At 63.0% G+C, this 18,011-nt stretch carries 12 protein-coding genes; 3 read left to right on the top strand and 9 right to left on the bottom strand.

Translation table 11 applies throughout. The features are described 5' to 3' along the window. The first annotated feature begins 183 nt into the window (after nt 1-183). Both CH92_RS03990 and CH92_RS03985 read left to right on the top strand, forming a co-directional pair. A complete protein-coding gene (locus tag CH92_RS03990) occupies nt 184-540 on the top strand; it encodes a 4a-hydroxytetrahydrobiopterin dehydratase (RefSeq protein WP_025240484.1) in 357 nt (118 codons plus the stop codon). Continuing rightward, on the top strand, nt 537-1,733 hold the full coding sequence (locus CH92_RS03985) for an amino acid aminotransferase (protein WP_025240483.1): 1,197 nt from the start codon (nt 537-539) through the stop codon (nt 1,731-1,733). Before CH92_RS03990 ends, CH92_RS03985 begins: the two co-directional genes overlap by 4 nt. A gap of 99 nt (nt 1,734-1,832) precedes the next feature. Here CH92_RS03985 and CH92_RS03980 read toward each other — a convergent pair whose 3' ends face one another. Next, nucleotides 1,833-2,573, bottom strand: coding sequence for an SDR family oxidoreductase (locus tag CH92_RS03980; RefSeq protein ID WP_025240482.1), 741 nt, complete (start codon nt 2,571-2,573; stop codon nt 1,833-1,835). 390 nt (nt 2,574-2,963) lie between these two features. Here CH92_RS03980 and CH92_RS03975 point away from each other — a divergent pair, with 390 nt between their 5' ends. Next, the gene (locus tag CH92_RS03975) at nt 2,964-3,788 is read left to right on the top strand and encodes an EAL domain-containing protein (protein ID WP_025240481.1); all 825 of its coding nucleotides are present in this window, start codon (nt 2,964-2,966) and stop codon (nt 3,786-3,788) included. A 6-nt stretch (nt 3,789-3,794) separates the two neighbouring features. Here CH92_RS03975 and CH92_RS03970 read toward each other — a convergent pair whose 3' ends face one another. The 8 genes from CH92_RS03970 to CH92_RS03935 form a co-directional block, all read right to left on the bottom strand. Next, a complete protein-coding gene (locus tag CH92_RS03970) occupies nt 3,795-4,478 on the bottom strand; it encodes a type 1 glutamine amidotransferase domain-containing protein (protein ID WP_025240480.1) in 684 nt (227 codons plus the stop codon). Between the two features lie 1,056 nt (nt 4,479-5,534). Continuing rightward, nucleotides 5,535-7,424 carry a methyl-accepting chemotaxis protein gene (locus tag CH92_RS03965; RefSeq protein WP_025240479.1) on the bottom strand — a complete coding sequence of 630 codons (1,890 nt, stop codon included), beginning with the start codon at nt 7,422-7,424 and terminating at the stop codon, nt 5,535-5,537. 273 nt (nt 7,425-7,697) lie between these two features. Further along, entirely contained in the window at nt 7,698-9,158 is a 1,461-nt protein-coding gene (locus CH92_RS03960) for a sodium-dependent transporter (RefSeq protein WP_025240478.1), read from the bottom strand. 87 nt (nt 9,159-9,245) lie between these two features. Further along, nucleotides 9,246-9,926, bottom strand: coding sequence for a maleylacetoacetate isomerase (gene maiA, locus CH92_RS03955; RefSeq protein ID WP_051517545.1), 681 nt, complete (start codon nt 9,924-9,926; stop codon nt 9,246-9,248). A 133-nt stretch (nt 9,927-10,059) separates the two neighbouring features. Continuing rightward, entirely contained in the window at nt 10,060-11,157 is a 1,098-nt protein-coding gene (gene hppD, locus CH92_RS03950) for a 4-hydroxyphenylpyruvate dioxygenase (RefSeq protein WP_025240476.1), read from the bottom strand. Between the two features lie 335 nt (nt 11,158-11,492). After that, nucleotides 11,493-12,902, bottom strand: coding sequence for a sodium-dependent transporter (locus CH92_RS03945; protein WP_025240475.1), 1,410 nt, complete (start codon nt 12,900-12,902; stop codon nt 11,493-11,495). A gap of 221 nt (nt 12,903-13,123) precedes the next feature. Continuing rightward, nucleotides 13,124-14,218 (bottom strand): Glu/Leu/Phe/Val dehydrogenase dimerization domain-containing protein, encoded by a 1,095-nt coding sequence (locus tag CH92_RS03940; RefSeq protein ID WP_025240474.1) that lies wholly within the window; start codon nt 14,216-14,218, stop codon nt 13,124-13,126. A 250-nt stretch (nt 14,219-14,468) separates the two neighbouring features. Continuing rightward, nucleotides 14,469-17,939 carry an indolepyruvate ferredoxin oxidoreductase family protein gene (locus tag CH92_RS03935; RefSeq protein WP_025240473.1) on the bottom strand — a complete coding sequence of 1,157 codons (3,471 nt, stop codon included), beginning with the start codon at nt 17,937-17,939 and terminating at the stop codon, nt 14,469-14,471. Between the last annotated feature and the right edge of the window lie 72 nt (nt 17,940-18,011).

Below are 18,011 nucleotides of genomic sequence, written 5' to 3'. Positions count from 1 at the left end.
GAAGCCTTTTCCACGCGTCGGTTTCGGCCATGACGACGTCTCGCGGCGGCGCCAGTCGCTTTAGCCCGTTGGTGGATGAGCCCTCGTCAACGTGGCGGACCGAACCCCACGCGTGGACAAGCCTGCGGCGTTGTCCACGCTACGCTGCTTAACTCTTATGACCCTCACCACTAGGACCCGATCATGACCGCTCTGACCCAAGCCCACTGCGAAGCCTGCCGCGCCGACGCGCCCAAGGTTTCCGACGACGAACTGGCCGAACTCATCAAGCAGATCCCGGACTGGAACATCGAGACCCGCGACGGCCACATGGAGCTGGAGAAGGTCTTCGCGTTCAAGAACTTCCGCCACGCCCTGGCCTTCACCAATGCGGTCGGCGAGATTGCCGAAGCCGAGGGTCACCACCCTGGGCTGCTCACCGAATGGGGCAAGGTCACCGTCACCTGGTGGAGCCATTCGATCAAGGGCCTGCACCGCAACGATTTCATCATGGCCGCGCGCACCGATGAGGTGGCCAAGACTGCCGAGGGCCGCAAGTGAAGCATTTCGCTGAAGTGGCGCGGGTTCCGGGCGATCCGATTCTCGGCCTGCTCGATGCCTATCGCGCCGACCCCAACCCGGCCAAGCTCGACCTGGGCGTCGGCGTCTACAAAGACGCCCTGGGCCTGACACCGATCCCCAAGGCGGTGAAGCTAGCCGAGCAACGGCTGATCGACAGCGAGCAGACCAAGAGTTACATCGGCGGCCACGGTGATCCGCTCTTCGGCGAGCAGCTGCTGCGCCTGGTACTGGGCGAAGGCTCGCCAGCGCTGGTCGAGAACCGCGCCGGATGCACCCAGACGCCGGGCGGCACCGGTGCGCTGCGACTGGCAGGCGATTTCATCGCCAAGTGTCTGCCGGGCCGCCGCCTCTGGCTCAGCGACCCGACCTGGCCGATCCACGAGACGCTGTTCGCCGCGGCCCGGCTTACCGTCGAGCATTATCCTTACGTCAATGCGCAGAACCAGCTGGACGTGCCGGCAATGCTCGCCGCGCTGGAGCGAATTCCGGCCGGTGACGTGGTGTTGCTGCACGCCTGTTGCCACAACCCCACAGGCTACGACCTGAGCCGGGATGACTGGCACCAGGTGCTGGAGATCGTTCGTCAGCGCGAACTGCTGCCGCTGTTCGACTTCGCCTATCAGGGCTTCGGCGACGGCCTGGACGAAGACGCCTGGGCGGTGCGGTTGTTCGTCGACGTGCTGCCCGAGGTGCTGATCACCAGCTCCTGCTCGAAGAACTTCGGCTTGTATCGCGAACGCACCGGTGCGCTGATCGCGGTTACCGCCAATGGCGATTCGCTGATCGACGTGCGCAGCCAGTTCGCTTCGGTGGCACGCGGCCTTTGGTCAACGCCGCCGTCCCATGGCGCTGCCGTGGTTGCGACGATCCTCGCGAACCAGGAACTGCGCCAGCTCTGGAAGCAGGAGGTCGCGGCCAAGCGCGAGCGCATTGCCGGGCTGCGTCAGGGGCTGGTCGAAGCCCTCGCGCCGTACGGGCTTGCCGAGCGTTTCGCGCATATCGCACAGCAACGCGGGATGTTCTCCTACACCGGTCTGACCGCCGAGCAGGTACTGCGCCTGCGAGCCGAAGACTCGGTCTATATGGTGGAGAGCGGGCGCGCCAATATCGCGGGTCTGGATGCCGAGCGCCTGGATGACCTGGCGCGAGCCGTTGCTCGCGTGACTGCATAACCCGAACGCACGGCTACACCCGTGAAAAAGCCGGTTTGCCTGGCTCTGGCAAGCCGGCTTCAGCGAAGCGGCGCCACCGTGGGCTGACTCATGGCCGGCTCATGCGAGGCCGCCATTGGCGCGCAGCACTTGGCCATTGACCCAACCCGCATCCGGCCCGACGAGAAAGGCGACGACACCGGCGATATCCTCCGGCTGGCCGAGGCGCTCGAGCGGCGGCATCTTCGCGAACTGCTGGACCTGTTCCTCGGTCTTGCCGTTGAGGAACAGCTCAGTGGCGACCGGGCCAGGCGCCACCACATTGACCGTAATATTGCGGCCACGCAGCTCCTTGGCGAACACCTGGGTCAGGGCTTCGACCGCCGCCTTGCTGGCGTTGTATACCGCGTAACCGGGCAGCTTCAGCGCAATGGCGGTACTCGACAGATTGACGATACGCCCACCGTCGTTGAGCCGTGCCGCTGCCTCGCGCAACGTGTTGAAGGTGCCGCGCGTATTGATCCCGAATGTCTGCTCGTAGAGTTCATCGCTGGTTTGCGCCAGCGGCATGGTTTTCAGCACACCGGCGTTATTGACCAGTACGTCGACCTTGCCCAATTGCTGCTCGGTCTGCTCGAACAATCTCGTCACCTCGGCGGAGTCGGCAACGTTCGCCTGGATCGCCTTCGCTTCGCAGCCGGCCTCGCGCAACTGCGCCACCAGCGCCTCGGCATCACCAGCACTGTTGGCATAGTTGATTGCCACGGCGAAACCATTGGCCGCCAGACGGCGGGTGATCTCGGCACCGATACCGCGGGATGCGCCCGTAATGATCGCTACTTTGCGGGTGGTCGTAGACATGGACTCTCCGAATGGGTCTTGAATGAGTCTGACAGCATGGCTCAACTTCATGCATCCCGCTCAGGCCAGCTCAACGCGCGCCAGCTTCGGCGGCGCTCAACATCCAGAACCGGCTCGCTGCAGTGGCGAATTCGTCGTTGGAAGAAAGCAGCAAGGTGATAACCGCTGCAGGTCCGCATCCGACAGTGAGAATCCTTCAAGCCCGCCCCCGCAGCCAAACATTCGCCTCAGGCCGTAATGCTGTGGCACTTGGCCATCACCTGTAAGACTGCTAGCCTGACATGGCGTTTGCCGTTCGCCCCGGATGCTGATTGCTTGGTGACGAACGGACTCCAGCGCCGGCCAGAGCGGCCGCTACCTTCCAGCAACTGGTTTCGAACGAGCTCGCCCATGACCCATAGCAACACCGCTGGCAACCCAGCTCCAGATCAATACGCCTGTCATTCGGCCAGCGAGCACGGGGCCTGCCCCAGCTGTGCCAGCGGCGAACGTTTGGGCTTTCGCTTCAGCTACGCCTATCAGCCCATCGTCGACCTGAGCGCACGGACGATCTTTGCCCACGAAGCGCTGGTGCGCGGCGTCAATGGCGAGCCGGCACCCAGCGTGCTGTCACAGGTAACCCCGGACAATCGCTTCCGTTTCGACCAGGCCTGCCGGGTCAAAGCGATCAAGACTGCAGCCAAGCTCGAAATGCAGAGCAGGCTGTCGATCAACTTCATGCCCAACGCCATCTACCGGCCGGAGCTGTGCATTCGCTCGACACTGGAAGCGGCCCGCGCGCATGATTTTCCTGTCGAGCGGATCATCTTCGAGACGGTCGAAGGAGAGCGCATCAGCGATGCCAAGTGGCTGGCCGAAGTGCTGCGCGAATACCAGCGCATCGGATTTCTCACCGCCATCGACGATTTCGGTGCCGGCTTTGCCGGCCTCAACCTGCTCGCCGACTTCCAGCCGGACATCATCAAGCTGGACATGGATCTGGTCCGCGGCATCGACCAGAGCCGCCCCCGGCAGGCCATCGTCCGGGCAACGGTTGCCATGTGCCAGGAGCTGGACATCCAGGTGATCGGCGAAGGCGTGGAAACCCTGGATGAATGCAGCGCCCTGCACGATCTGGGGATCTCCCTGATGCAGGGCTATCTGTTCAGCAAACCGCTGTTCGAAGCCTGCGGTCAGTCCGAGACCCTGGCCTGGCCGAGCGGATTGCCGAGCTGACGATACTCAGCCGGCTTTCAGCAGTTTGAGCAATGCCCGTGCGGCCTCTGCGGAGGACGCCGGGTTCTGGCCGGTAACCAGTAAGCCATCGACCACCACGTAAGATGACCAGTCCGGGCCTTTGCTGTAGTCGCCACCGAGCGCCTTGAGCTTGTCTTCCAGCAGGAAAGGCACCACATCGGTGAGCTGCACGGCCTCTTCCTCGGCGTTGGTGAAACCGGTCACGCGCTTGCCCTTGACCAGGTATTCGCCATCCACTCCGCGCACGTCGACCAACGCGGCCGGGGCGTGACAAACCGCAGCCACCGGCTTGCGCGTTTGGATAAAGGATTCGATCAGCGCAATCGAGGTGGCATTACCGGCGAGGTCCCATAGCGGTCCGTGGCCACCGGGATAAAACACCGTATCGAAGTCTGCAGCCGCTACCTCATCCAGCTTGCGGGTGTTGGCCAACAGCGCTTGCGCCTCGTCATCCTCCTTGAAACGTTTGGTCATTTCGGTCTGGGCATCCGGTGCGTCGCTCTTGGGGTCAAGCGGGGGCTGACCGCCCTTGGGTGAAGCCAGGGTGATTTCGGCGCCGGCGTCCTTGAAGACGTAATAGGGCGCGGCGAATTCTTCGAGCCAGAAGCCGGTTGGCTTGCCGGTGTCGCCGAGTTTGTCGTGGGACGTAAGTACGATGAGGACTTTCATGGAGTCTCCTGTGGTCGGGTGGCCCGAGATTGGCGGGGCCTTGGTCTATCTGGACCGTGGGAGTAGGAAATGGGTCAACGGGTGGGCGTGGCGCCGAGGCCGCGGTCGCCCGCTGCCACGAACTCGCCACCGTGACGAGCCGTAATGCCGGGCTACGACGAGACTGTTGCAAGTTCGAGAGCTCTGCACAGTGCGCTGTTAGAGGAGTGGCCTTGGCTGCGAAGATTTAGTGGGCTGGAGTCATCTGGTTTAAACCTGTTGGCCGGGATGGCTGGGGCATTGGTTTCGCCCTGCTGGGCGACTCACTTTTTCCAAACGCGGAAAAAGTAAGCAAAAACGCTTGCCCCTGCATCCGGACTAGGCGTCCCCGGTTCGCTGCGCTCGACTTCCCTCATTCCATCGCTGCTCCGAGGGTCGCCGCGCAAGGGCCATCCATGGCCCTTCACGGCTCTCGCGGCATCCATGCCGCTCGCCCCTCTACACAGCGATTCCATTCGGCCCCCTGATGGGGCATTCGGTGTCGCCTGCTGGTCCGAGCGTCTGGAAACAAGCAAAGCGCATTTGTTTCGCTGTTCAAACTTGCAGACGGCTTGGACCCGATCCCCCTTCAGAAGGCCGAGCGCAGGTGCTGCGCAGGGGGACGCGAGGCATGGATGCCGAGCGAGGCGCGATGGGACGTGGATGTCCCTTCGCGCCGCCCCCCGGAGCGGCGCCGGAGGGAGGGAAGTTTTGCGAAGCAAAACCCGGATGCAGGGGGTGGCCTTCTTTTTGGTTACTTTTTCTTGGCCACTCAAGAAAAAGTGACTCGCCCAGCAGGGCGAAACCAATGCCTCAGCCACCCGGCCAATCGGGGTAACCCACGAACCCGAATCCTTGCCCACCGAACTACCAGACAACGCCGAATGCCCGATTCAGCAGGCCGAATGGAATCGCTGCGCAGCGGGCGAGCGGCATGGATACCGTGAGAGGACTAGGCATCCCACGGATGTAGGGCAGCGGATGGCAAACTCAGCTAAACAAAAAGGGCGCCGAAGCGCCCTTGTCATCAACCCCGCATCAGATCCGAAAACTCCCCACCAACTGCTTCAACCGCGCAGCCTGCTGCTCCAGATCCCCGCAGGCACGCAACGTCGAATGCAGGTTCTCCACCCCTTCCTGATTCAGCGTGTTGATCTCCGTGATGTCCATGTTCAGCGACTCGATCACCGAGGTCTGCTCTTCCGTAGCGGCGGCTACCGACTGGTTCATTGCATCGATCTCGCCGATGCTCTGGGTCACGCTGCCGAGGCGCTCACCGGCCTGATTGGCGATACCTACGCTGGCCTCGCTGCGTCGCTGGCTCTCGGTCATGGTGCTGACCGAATCACGCGCGCCGACCTGCAGCTTCTCGATCATCCCGTGGATCTCCTGCGCCGAGGTCTGGGTGCGATGCGCCAGGCTGCGCACCTCATCGGCCACGACCGCGAAACCACGCCCGGCCTCCCCGGCGCGAGCCGCTTCGATGGCGGCGTTGAGCGCCAGCAGATTGGTCTGCTCGGAGATGCCCTTGATCACGTCGAGGATCTGCCCGATGCCGACGGTCTGGCTGTTGAGCTCCTCGATCTGCGCACAGGACGCGCTGATGTTGTTCGACAGTTGCTTCATCGCCTCGATATTCTGTTCGACCACCTTGCGCCCGTCTTCGGCCTGATGGCTGGCACCGCTGGCCTGCTGCGAGGCGTCGGCGGCGTTGCGGGCGATTTCCTGCGCAGCAGCGCCGAGTTCATTGATCGCCGCGGCGACGCTGTTGGTGCGGCTGGCCTGCTCGTCGGAATTGACCATCGACGAGTTGGAGGCGGCGAGTACGCGCTGCGCCACTTCATTGACCTGTTCGGTGGCCGACGACACGTCCCGGATCGACCCGTGAATACGTTCGACGAATCGATTGAACGCCGTGGCCAAGGTGCCGAATTCATCGTTCGATTCGACTTTCAGTCGCCGCGTGAGGTCGCCCTCGCCCGCCGCGATGTTCTCCATCGCCTGACCCATTTCGGTCAGCGGGCGCATCAGTACGCGAATCAGCATGCCCAGCAGCACCATGATGAACACCACGGCAATCACGGCAGCAACCAGCGCAGAGGTACGGAAGCTGGACAGCGCGGCGTAGGCCTTTTCCTTGTCCACCGAAATGCCCACGTACCAAGTCACCGATGGCAGGCCGGCTACAGGACTGAAGCTGAGGATGCGCGCCTGCCCATCGAGCTCGGCCTCGGTAAAGCCGCTGGTCAGCGACGGCGTGTTCTTCGGATAGAGCTCGCCGAGGGTCTTCATCACCTTGTTCTGGTCCGGGTGGACCAGCACCTTGCCGTCGCCGCTGACGAGAAACGCATAGCCCATGCCGTCGAAGTTGAGGGCATTGATGATGTCCACCAGCACCTTGAGGCTGAGGTCGCCGCCCACCACACCCAGGTTCTGGCCGCCGGCCCTGGCCGGGGTCGCCGCGGTGATGATCAGCTCGTTGGTCGCCGCATCCTGATAGGGTTCGGTCAGCGTGGTCTTGCCGGCACTGATCGCGTCCTTGTACCAGGGACGCTGACGCGGATCGTAACCGGCCGGCAACTCGAAGCGCGGATGCACGATGAATTCACCATCGTTGCGCCCCAGGTAGGTGAAGGCGAAGGTGGAGCTGAGCGCCGGCTGCTGCACCAGCGCCTCGACGGCCGATCCGGAACTGTCGCGGGCGATGGTCTGCGCTGTGTTTTCCAGCAGCACGAGGCGGCCGGACAACCAGTTCTGGATGTTGTGCGCAGTGACTTTGCCCATCTCGTCCAGATAGCTTTCCAGCTTCGCCTGGATGGCGTTGCGCTGCAGATAATCGTTGTAGAGCGTGAACAGGGCGAAGGTGGCGATCACTACGAGTGACGCGGCCAGCAAAATCTTGTGGCTGAACTTGAGACGGCTGGGCATGGGCGCGTGTCCGGATGGGTCTGGATCGAGTCGGCAATCCCTGGCCTGGAATAAGCATCCGTTGCGTTGGTCATTCTGTCGGCCAACACCCGAGGTTCTTTACGCCAGTCATCGCCTCGAGGCGCCGCAAAGCCTCGTCAGCCTGCCGTTTCGATACACCGTAAGAGATGTTCAGCACACCGCAAAAGCGGCGATAGGCGGTCGACCACAAACGAAAACGGCACACCTTTTAGGGTGTGCCGTTGCGTTGTCGCATCGGATAGATAGCTGAACTCAGCGTCCGGCCAATGCCGGCATCACCCGGGGTCGCAGACCCTCGCCGAGGATGGTCAGCGCGCCGATGGCACCGGCGATCCAGTACCAGCGCACGAGCGGATCGAAGCCCAGCCAGCCGAGGGCGTGCAGGAACACCATGGTGATCAGCACCGGGCAGACGTAACGCACCATGAACAACCAGAGCGCATAACCCAGCGGCGGCAGGTCGAGCTCCTCCCGCATGATCTCGCTGCGCAGCACGTAGCCGGCGAAGACCACGATGAAGATGCCACCCAACGGCATCATCCAGCGCGAGGTCAGGTAGTCCAGCCAGTCGAAGAAGTTCTTGCCCAGCGGCGTCCAGCCAGCCATCAGGTTGAACGAGAGCATGGCCAGCAAGCTGATCACCAGCAGCACCGCACCGGCGCCGACGGCGGCTTTAAGGCGACTGATGCCGTGCTTCTCGTTGAGGTAGGCGACCGTCGCCTCGATCATCGAGATGGCCGAGGTCAGTGCCGCGATCGAGACCATGGCGAAGAACAAGGTGCCGAACAGGGTGCCGAACGGCATCTGCTGGAAGGCCAGCGGCAGGCTCATGAAGATCAAGCCGGGGCCGGCGGTCGGATCCATGCCGTTGGCAAAAATGATCGGGAAGATCGCCAGACCCGCCAGCAGCGCGACCGCGGTATCGGCGATGGCGACCATGAAGGTGGTGCGGGTGATGGATTGGCCGTCGGGGATGTAGGAACCGTAGGTGAGGATCGCCCCGGAGGCCAGGCTGAGGGTAAAGAAGGCGTGGCCGAGCGCAGCCAGCAGCGCTTCACCGGTGAGCTTGGAGGTGTCGAAGCTGAACAGGAAAGAGAAGCCCTCGTCGAAACCGCCGCTGGTGAAGGCGTAACCCACCAGGATCAGCAGCATCACGGCCAGCCCTGGCATCATCCAGCGCACCGAGTTTTCGATGCCCTGTTGCACGCCCTTGGCGACGATCCACAACGTTAGCAACGCCACCAGCACGCTCCAGCCACCGAGCTGCCAGGGGTTGGCGTTATGCGCCTCGAATACCTGCGCCAGGCTATCGACGGAGCTGGCGGCGAGCGAGCCATCGAGCATCTTCACCGTATAGGCGAAGGCCCAGCCGGCTACTACCACGTAGAAGCACAGAATCAGGAAACCGGCCGCCATCGCCATGCCGCCGACGCCCTTCCACAGGGTGCTGCTGCCGTTCTCACGCACGGCGCGGCCGATCGCATCGATGGGGCTGCCACGGCCGCGGCGGCCGATGGCGATCTCGGTCATCATCACCGGAATGCCGATGGCCAGGATGCACGCCAGGTACATCAGTACGAAGGCGCCACCGCCGTACTGCCCGGTGATGTAAGGGAATTTCCAGATATTGCCCAGGCCCACGGCGGAGCCGGTGGCGGCGAGGATGAAACCCCAGCGGGAGAGCCAGAGGTTCTTGGGTGTTTCACGGGTCATGCGTCACCTGTTTGTTGTTATCTGTGACGGAATCGAACCCGCCGCGCTTGTGACGCGACGGAGTGGCAAGGCGGATCGACCTTTATTTCATTGAGCGTCGGGCTGCACCTCCGGAGCGGCATTGGCAAATGCTTCGAGGGTTTCGCACTGCTCGGTCATCTGCAAAATGCGCGGGTAGGCGCCGAGGTCACAGGAAAAACGGCGCGCATTGTATACCTGTGGAACCAGGCATGCCTCCAGATAACCCGGCCGTCTGCCGAGTGACAGCTTGCCGTCGAACGCGGCGAGCCCCTGCTCGACGCCGGCCAGACCCGTGGCGATCCAGTGACGGATCCACTGTTGCTTCGCCTCATCCGCGATGCCCAGCGGGCCGCTGAGGTATTGCAGCACCCGCAGGTTGTTCAGCGGATGCAGGTCGCAGGCGATGTGCAGCGCCAGTGCCCGCACCCGCGCACGATCGACCGGGTCGTGCGGCAGCAGGGCCGGAAGCGGAAAGACTTCCTCCAGGTATTCGAGGATCGCCAGCGATTGGCTGATGCGCTCGTTGCCATCGACCAGCAAAGGCACCAGTTCCTGCGGGTTGAGCGTCTTGTAATCGACCGAATGCTGCTGGCCGCCATCCTTGACCAGATGCACGGGCAGATTGTCGAAGGCGAGCCCTTTGAGGTTCAGCGCGATGCGCACCCGGTAGGCGGCGCTGGAGCGCCAATAACCGTAGAGCTTCAGCGTGGGTGAGCCGGCTTTTTGGTTCGTCTCGTTGCTATTCATGGAGTTCTCTGGTTGTTGCCTGCTCGTAGGGTGGATGACGCTTTTTTCATCCGCCATTGGCCGCTGCGGTGCGCTCGACTCGCCTGGTGGATCGGTGAAGCGTGATCCACCCTACATTCGGCGTTCCGAACGCCTACTCCCCGCTGATCACACCACGACGGACCTGATCTTCCTCGATCGACTCGAACAGCGCCTTGAAGTTGCCTTCGCCAAAACCCTGGTTGCCTTTGCGCTGGATGATCTCGAAGAAGATCGGGCCGATCACCGTGTCGGTGAAGATCTGCAGCAGGATGCCGTCGTCACCTGATTTGCCAGTGCCCGGAGCACCATCGATCAACAGGTTCAGCTCGCGCAGCACATCGGTGGGCTCGCCGTGGCCAGCGACACGGGTGTCGACTTTCTCGTAGTAGGTGTCCGGCGTGCGCATGAAATCCACGCCATTGGCACGCAGGCGACGCACCGTGGCGTAGATGTCGTCGGTGGACAGCGCGATGTGCTGGATACCCTCGCCGTGGTACTCGCGGATGAACTCTTCGATCTGCGACTTATCGTCGGCCGACTCGTTGATCGGGATACGGATCTTGCCGCACGGCGCGGTCATGGCGCGGGAGAACAGGCCGGTGAGCTTGCCCTCGATATCGAAATAACGGATCTCGCGAAAGTTGGCGATGCGCTCGTAGAACCCGGACCAGACGTCCATCTGCCCACGCATGACGTTGTGGGTCAGATGATCGATGCACATCAGGCCAACGGCGTTGTCATTCGGCGTACGGCCCTCGATGAACTCGAAGTCCACGTCATAGATGCTCTTGTCGCCGTAGCGGTCGACGAGATACAGCAAGGAACCGCCAATGCCCTCAACGCAGGGAATGTTCAACTCCCCGAAATTGGCGTGGCTGCCGACCAGCTTGGCGCCCTGGGACTCGACATAGGCGGCGGCCTGAGTGGCATTCTTTACCCGGAACGCCATGGCACAGGCACTCGGCCCGTGCTTCTCGGCGAACGCATGGACATGCCCGGTGGGACTGCCGTTGAGGACGACGTTGATGTCATTCTGCTGGAACAGCCAGACCTCCTTGGAGCGGTGCTTGGCCGTTTCGGTGAAGCCCATCTGGTTGAACAGCTGACGCAGCTGCTCGATACCCTCGGCATTCGGCGCAGTGAATTCGACGAACTCGAAGCCGTCGGTACCGATAGGGTTGTGCTGTTCGATCTTGGTCACGGCGTTCATATCGCCTCCTGATTCTTGTTTTGGTGCCGCTGCACGGTTTGGCTGCGCCCATCACAAACCAGCGGGAAGAGCTCCACAAGCCCGCATTCAGCACCGTGCGCAGCTTTGCGAGGGCCGCGCTGGAAGCTTTTCTTTACAACCCGGCGCAAGGTCCGGAGGACGGGGTTGCAAGTCATTATCCGTAACGAAAAGCTGACAACCGAGCTGCCAGCCACTGCACTTTCTTAGTTAGCTCTGGCTGGCTTAGTTAGCTCTGGCTGGGGCTGGTGGGCTTTAGCCCACCGAGACCGGGGCAAGGCGCTGGCCTGTCATACGACAGAGATCGCCAATGACTGCTAAATCAACCCGCTCAGATTGAGAAACACCAGCACGATGGCCAGCGGAGTGCCGAACCTCAGCAGCACCCACCAGGCGCGGAACAGCCCATCCCGACGAATACCGATGGCGTCACGCACCACCTTCTCCTGCAATACCCAGCCGGCGAATAGCACCGTGGCCAGCCCGCCCAGTGGCATCAGCCAATTGGTGGTCAGGTAATCCAGGCCGTCGAAGAAAGTCTTGCCGAACAGCTGGTAATCCGCCCAGAGATTGAAGGAAAACACGCTGCCCAGGCTCAGCAACCACAACAACGCACCGCTGGTCAGCACCGCCTTCAAGCGGGTCATGCCGAAGCGCTCGGTCATCCAGGCGATGCTCGGTTCGCTCAATGAAATCGCCGAGGTCAACGCAGCGATCACCAGCATGATGAAGAACAGCCCGCCGACCAACTGACCCAGCGGCATCTGGCCAAAGGCGATTGGCAGGGTGACGAAGATCAGGCCTGGGCCTGCGCCCGGTTCCAGGCCATTACCGAATACCAGAGGGAAGATCGCCAAGCCGGCCAGCAGCGCCACGGCCGTGTCCGCAAGGGCCACCAGAATCGAGGTTTTGGCGATCGAGGTGCCTTCGGGTAAGTAAGAGCCATAGACCATCATCGCGCCGCAGCCGAGGCTGAGGGTGAAAAAGGCATGCCCCAGCGCCACCAGTACGCTGGTCGCGGTCAGCTTGGAGAAGTCCGGCACGAAGAGAAATTCCACGCCGCGGGCAAATTCGCCATTTACCGCCGCGTAGCCGACCAGCGCCAGCAACAGAACGAACAAGCCCGGCATGAGGAAGCGCAATGAGCGCTCCAAGCCGCCGCGTACACCGAGGCCGACGATCAGCATGGTCGCCGCCAGCACCAGGCTGCCACAGACGATCAGCCGCAGCGGATCGGCCAACAGGGCACCGAACATGTTGCCACTGGCTTCGCCACTGACACCGTTGAAGCCGCCGCTGAGGGTAGCCGGCACGTACGCCAGCGCCCATCCGGCCACCACCAGATAGAAGCTCAGAATGAGAAATCCGGTCAGCCCTCCGAGCCAGCCGGCGACGCGCCAGCGCGAGCTGGCGCCTGCTTCACGGGCCAGGCGCGCCACTGCGCCGTCGGGATTCTGCCGACCGCGGCGGCCAATCATCACCTCGGCCATCAGCAAGGGGATACCGATCAATAAGATGCAGGCGAGATACACCAGCACGAAGGCACCGCCACCGTTCTGGCCGGTGATATAGGGGAATTTCCAGATATTGCCGAGGCCGACCGCCGACCCGGTAGCGGCCAGGAAGAACACCCAGCGTGAGGACCAGAGACCCCGCACCGCGCTTTGCTGAGTACCAACGGAGGCGCCACCGAGCGTGCCGGCGACAAGGCTGCTTTTGTCTGTCATTGCGGATTCCTGCTTGTTGTTTTTGTCAGGGCTGTACAACGGAACGCCGGCGGCGAGCCAGGACCGTCACTTTGCGAGCACAGGCCGTCGAGGCACCAGGTACCTCGGCACGCCACGCCGTGCTGCGCTTGGGCTGACCGGGTCAACGCTTCCGTAAATGGCTCGGCAGTACGGCTGGGCTGCCGAAAGAAACCGGGCGGCAAAGGCCGCCCGAAGGATCGCTAGGCGTGCAGTCGCTGCTTGCTCGGCTCTGCGGTGGGGTCACCAATATGCAGCCGCTCGAGCGCCAGACGGTCAGCGATGATCGAGGTCGGCTCGCCACTGGCGGCGGCGCGATTGAAGATCTCGCGCAGGGTGTCGGCGATGCCTTTGACATGCGTATCGGTCTGCGCCGCGCTGCCACCGATGCGCTGGTAATAGACGTCGATGATGCCGCCGGCGTTGATCGCGTAGTCCGGCGCGTAAAGATGATTGCGCCGCTGCAGCTCGACGCCGATTTCCGGACTCGCCAGCTGGTTGTTTGCCGCGCCGGCGATCACCGGCGCGCGCAGGGTTTGCAGGGTTTCGGCATTGAGGATGCCGCCCATGGCGCACGGCGCGAACACATCTACGTCGAGGCTGCTGATGTCATGTGGACGCACGGCATGGGCGCCGAGCTCGTCCACCGCTTGCTGCACGTTGGCCTCGAAGATGTCACTCACCCAAAGCTCGGCACCGGCTGCCTTGAGGTGCCGCGCGAGTCCCATGCCCACGTGCCCGACACCCTGGATCGCCACTTTCAGCCCTTGCAGGTTGTCCCGGCCGAGCCGCTGGCGCACCGCCTCGCGCAGGCCGACGAATACGCCGAGCGCGGTGGACGGGGATGGGTCACCACTGGCGATGCTGCCGTCGAGCGTGGCGCGTGGCGTCGCACCGATGACATGGCGCGTGCGCTGGGCGAAGGCCTGCATTTCCGGCTCGCCGGTGCCGGAATCGGCGGCAGTAATGTAGCGCCCGCCGAGGCTGTCGACGAAATCGCCCATGGCGTGCAGCAACGCCTGGCTCTTGCCGGTATGCGGGTCGCCAATGATCACCGCCTTGCCCCCGCCGAGCTTGAGACCGGCCAGCGAGGATTTCAGCGTCATGCCGCGCGACAGACGCAGCACGTCACGCACGGCATCGTCATCGCTAGCATAGGGAAACATGCGGCAGCCGCCCAGCGCCGGACCGAGCGTGGTGTCATGGATGGCGATGATGGCGCGCAGACCCGATGCCTTGTCATGGCAGAACACCACCTGTTCGTGGTGATCAAAATCGGCGTGGGTGAAAACGGACATTGCGGATTCCTCTGTTGTTGTTCTGTTCAAGCGCTCTGATCTCCGGCCCTTCAGATGTTTTGTGCTGCATAAGCGTTTGGTTTGTAGGCTGGCCGACGCCCGTACGACCCGGGAATCGTGGGCTGAAGCCCACCAGTGCTCTCGGCCCTGGCGGTGGGCTGAAGCAAAACGCCGCGCGCCCCACCGGGGAACGGTCGGCTAAAGCCCACCCTACGGCAGCGTCGCTCGTGGTACTGCTGAGGTCCACGGGTCACGCCGCAGGCTCGAACAACCGCACGGTCTGCACCTCGTCGCCGCGGTTCATCTGCTCCTTGAGCAACTTCTCCTGCTGGCGCGCCTTGGCGATGGAGCGCTCCTTCACCGGGCCATAACCGCGGATCAGCTCAGGCAGCGCAGCGATCGCCACAGCGGTGCGGTAGTTGCTCGGCTTCAGTTGAGCCAGCAATTGATCAAGATTGCGCTCGTACTCGGTGATCAGTTCGCGTTCGACACGGCGGTCATGGCCGTAGCCGAACACGTCCAATGGCGTGCCGCGCACGAACTTCAGCTTGGCCAGCACGTTGAAGGCGCTCAGTACCCAAGGGCCGAGCTCGCGCTTGCGTGGCTCGCCAGTGGTGCTGTCGCGCTTGGCCAGCCAGGCCGGTGCCAGATGGAACTGCAGCTTGTAGTCGCCTTCGAACTGCGCCTCGAGCTGCTGGCGGAACTCCGGCTCGCTGTACAGCCGCGCCACTTCGTACTCGTCTTTGTAGGCAAGCAGTTTGAAGTAGTAGCGCGCCACGGCCTTCGAAAGCGCCAGGTCGTCAGCACTATCCACCGCACGCACGCGCTCGACGATCGAGCGATAGCGCTTGGCATAGCCCGCGTTCTGGTATTTGGTCAGGAAGTCCAGCCGCCAGTCGACGATCTCTTCCAGCGTTTGGCAGATTGGTTCGGCCATCTCGACCGGACGTGCGAGCTTTTCGACCGCTTCACGCTCCAGCACCGCCCGCCGGCCCCAGCGGAACGCCTGCTGGTTCAGCTCTGCGGCAACACCGTTGATGCTGATGGCTTTCTCGATGGCTTCGGCAGACAGCGGCAACAACCCTTGCTGATAGGCGAAACCCAGCAGAAACAGGTTGGTGGCGATGCTATCGCCCAGCAGTCGAGTGGCCAGGTAGCTCGCATCGATGAAATGGGTCTTCTCGGCACCCACCGCATCCATCAAGGCTTCGCGCATGGCCTTGCCCGGTACCTGAGCATCGGGGTTGCGGGTGAATTCGGCGGTCGCCGATTCGTGGCTGTTAATCACCGCATGGCTGATCTGATCGTTTAGGCGGGTCAGCGAATCTTCGCCGGCAGCCACCACCAGATCGCAACCCAGCAGCAAGTCGGTTTCGCCTGCCGCGATGCGTACGGCATAGATATCGTCCTGCTTGGCGGCGATACGCACGTGAGTGACCACCGGGCCGAACTTCTGCGCAAGGCCAGCCTGATCGAGCACCGTGCAGCCCTTGCCTTCCAGGTGCGCGGCCATGCCCAAGAGCGCGCCAAGCGTCGTGACGCCACTGCCACCGACACCGGGGATCAGCACGTTCCAGGGCCGATCCAGCGTCGGATGCTGCGGTTCGGGCAGCTGGTCGCCCGCGATGCCACCGGCCATGGCCTCCGGCTTGCGCAATCCGCCGCCGTGCACGGTGACAAAGCTCGGGCAGAAGCCTTCGACGCAGGAAAAGTCCTTGTTGCAGGCGTTCTGATCGATCTCGCGCTTGCGCCCCAGTTCGGTTTCCAGCGGCATCACCGCCAGGCAGTTGGACTTCTCGCCGCAGTCGCCGCAGCCCTCGCATACGGCGGGGTTGATGAAAGCGCGCTTTGCCGGATCTTCCAGCTTGCCGCGCTTGCGCCGACGACGTTTCTCAGTGGCGCAGGTCTGGTCATAGATGATCACCGAGACACCCTTGAACTCGCGCAACTCACGCTGCACGGCGTCCAGATCGCGGCGGTGGTGGAAGCTGGTGATCGGCGCGAAGGAGTCACGAGTCGGGTACTTGTCCGGCTCGTCGCTGACCAAAGCGATGCGTTTCACGCCCTCGTCGGCAATCTGCCGACTGAGCTGATCGACCCGCAGCTCACCGTCGATGGGCTGGCCACCGGTCATGGCCACCGCATCGTTGTAGAGGATCTTGAAGGTGATGTTCACCCCGGCCGCTACCGCGGCGCGCACGGCCAGGCTGCCGGAGTGGAAGTAGGTGCCGTCGCCGAGGTTCTGGAACATGTGCGGCGTTTCGGTGAACGGCGCCTGGCCGATCCAGTTGACGCCCTCGCCGCCCATCTGGGTGAAGGTCTCGGTGCGCCGGTCCATCCACTGAACCATGTAATGGCAACCGATACCGGCCGAGGCACGGCTGCCTTCCGGCACCTTGGTCGAGCTGTTATGCGGGCAGCCGGAGCAGTAATGCGGCGTACGCACGGTGTCGTAGCTGCGTGCGGCCAGGGCTTTTTCCTTGGCGGAGAGGAACGCCAGACGCGCCTGGATGCTGTCGCTGGAGTAGATCGGCGCGAGGCGCTTGGCGATTACCCGGGCGATCATCGCGGGCGTCAGTTCGCTGAGGTTCGGCAGCAACGAGGTGCCGTGCTCGTCGAACTCGCCGACCACGCGAGGCCGCTTGTCCAGCGGCCAGTTGTAGAGCTGCCCGGTGAGCTGGTCTTCAACGATGCTGCGCTTTTCCTCGACCACCAGAATTTCGTCCAGGCCCTGGGCAAACTCATGCACCGAGACCGGCTCCAGCGGCCAGCTCATGCCAACCTTGAGCACGCGCAGACCGACCGAGGCGCACAGCGCTTCGTCCAGACCGAGATCGTCCAGCGCCTGACGAACGTCAAGATACGACTTGCCAGTGGTGATGATGCCGAGGCGCGGGTTCGGCGAATCGAGCATCACCCGGTTGAGGTTGTTGGCCCGTGCGAAGGCGCGCGCCGCGTAAATCTTGTACAGGTTGAGGCGTTTTTCCTGCGCCAATGGCGGGTCCGGCCAGCGGATGTGCACGCCGTCTTTGGGCAGTTCGAAGTCATCGGGGATGCGCGTCTGCACCCGCAGCGGATCGACCTCGACCACGGCTGACGAATCGACGTTCTCGGCGATGGTCTTGAGCGCCACCCAGCAGCCGGAATAGCGCGACAGCTCCCAGCCGATGATGCCGTAGTCGAGGATTTCTTGGACGTTGGACGGGTTGAGTACCGGAATCGAGGCAGCAATGAAGGCGTGCTCGCTCTGGTGCGGCAGTGTCGAGGATTTGCAGCCGTGGTCGTCACCGGCTAGCAGCAACACACCGCCATGGGGCGAGACGCCCGCGGCGTTGCCGTGCTTGAAGACGTCACCGGAACGGTCGACGCCCGGCCCCTTGCCGTACCACATGGCGAACACGCCGTCATACTTGGCACCGGGGAACAGGTTGGTCTGCTGACTGCCCCACACCGCCGTCGCCGCCAGTTCCTCGTTGAGGCCCGGCTGGAAATGAATGGCGTGCTGCTTGAGGTAGTCGCGCGCTTCCCAGAGGCTCTTGTCCAGCATGCCAAGCGGCGAGCCGCGGTAGCCGGAGATAAAGCAACCGGTGTTCAGGTTCTGGGCCTGGTCGCGTTGGTGCTGCAGCATCGGCAGGCGGGTCAGCGCCTGGGTGCCGGTGAGGTACAGATGTCCGGTTGCGAGCCGGTACTTGTCATCCAGGCGAATCTCGGCCAATGACATGTGGCGCTCCTGTTTGTTTTTATCGGAGTCTGGGATGTGTGTTTCACATCCCGCCTAACAGGTCGTGGGCAG

It is taken from the genome of Stutzerimonas stutzeri, from assembly GCF_000590475.1.
GTDB classification, from domain to species: domain Bacteria; phylum Pseudomonadota; class Gammaproteobacteria; order Pseudomonadales; family Pseudomonadaceae; genus Stutzerimonas; species Stutzerimonas stutzeri_D.
The sequence above is the reverse complement of the archived record's forward strand: the minus strand, read 5'-3'. Positions and strand labels throughout refer to the sequence as shown.

What these genes read in the sequence shown, in the direction of transcription:
- CH92_RS03990 (WP_025240484.1), top strand. Translation starts at nt 184, where the DNA reads ATGACCGCTCTGACCCAAGCCCACTGCGAAGCCTGCCGCGCCGACGCG.
- CH92_RS03980 (WP_025240482.1), bottom strand. Translation starts at nt 2,573, where the DNA reads ATGTCTACGACCACCCGCAAAGTAGCGATCATTACGGGCGCATCCCGC.
- CH92_RS03975 (WP_025240481.1), top strand. Translation starts at nt 2,964, where the DNA reads ATGACCCATAGCAACACCGCTGGCAACCCAGCTCCAGATCAATACGCC.
- CH92_RS03970 (WP_025240480.1), bottom strand. Translation starts at nt 4,478, where the DNA reads ATGAAAGTCCTCATCGTACTTACGTCCCACGACAAACTCGGCGACACC.
- CH92_RS03965 (WP_025240479.1), bottom strand. Translation starts at nt 7,424, where the DNA reads ATGCCCAGCCGTCTCAAGTTCAGCCACAAGATTTTGCTGGCCGCGTCA.
- CH92_RS03960 (WP_025240478.1), bottom strand. Translation starts at nt 9,158, where the DNA reads ATGACCCGTGAAACACCCAAGAACCTCTGGCTCTCCCGCTGGGGTTTC.
- maiA (WP_051517545.1), bottom strand. Translation starts at nt 9,926, where the DNA reads ATGAATAGCAACGAGACGAACCAAAAAGCCGGCTCACCCACGCTGAAG.
- hppD (WP_025240476.1), bottom strand. Translation starts at nt 11,157, where the DNA reads ATGAACGCCGTGACCAAGATCGAACAGCACAACCCTATCGGTACCGAC.
- CH92_RS03945 (WP_025240475.1), bottom strand. Translation starts at nt 12,902, where the DNA reads ATGACAGACAAAAGCAGCCTTGTCGCCGGCACGCTCGGTGGCGCCTCC.
- CH92_RS03940 (WP_025240474.1), bottom strand. Translation starts at nt 14,218, where the DNA reads ATGTCCGTTTTCACCCACGCCGATTTTGATCACCACGAACAGGTGGTG.
- CH92_RS03935 (WP_025240473.1), bottom strand. Translation starts at nt 17,939, where the DNA reads ATGTCATTGGCCGAGATTCGCCTGGATGACAAGTACCGGCTCGCAACC.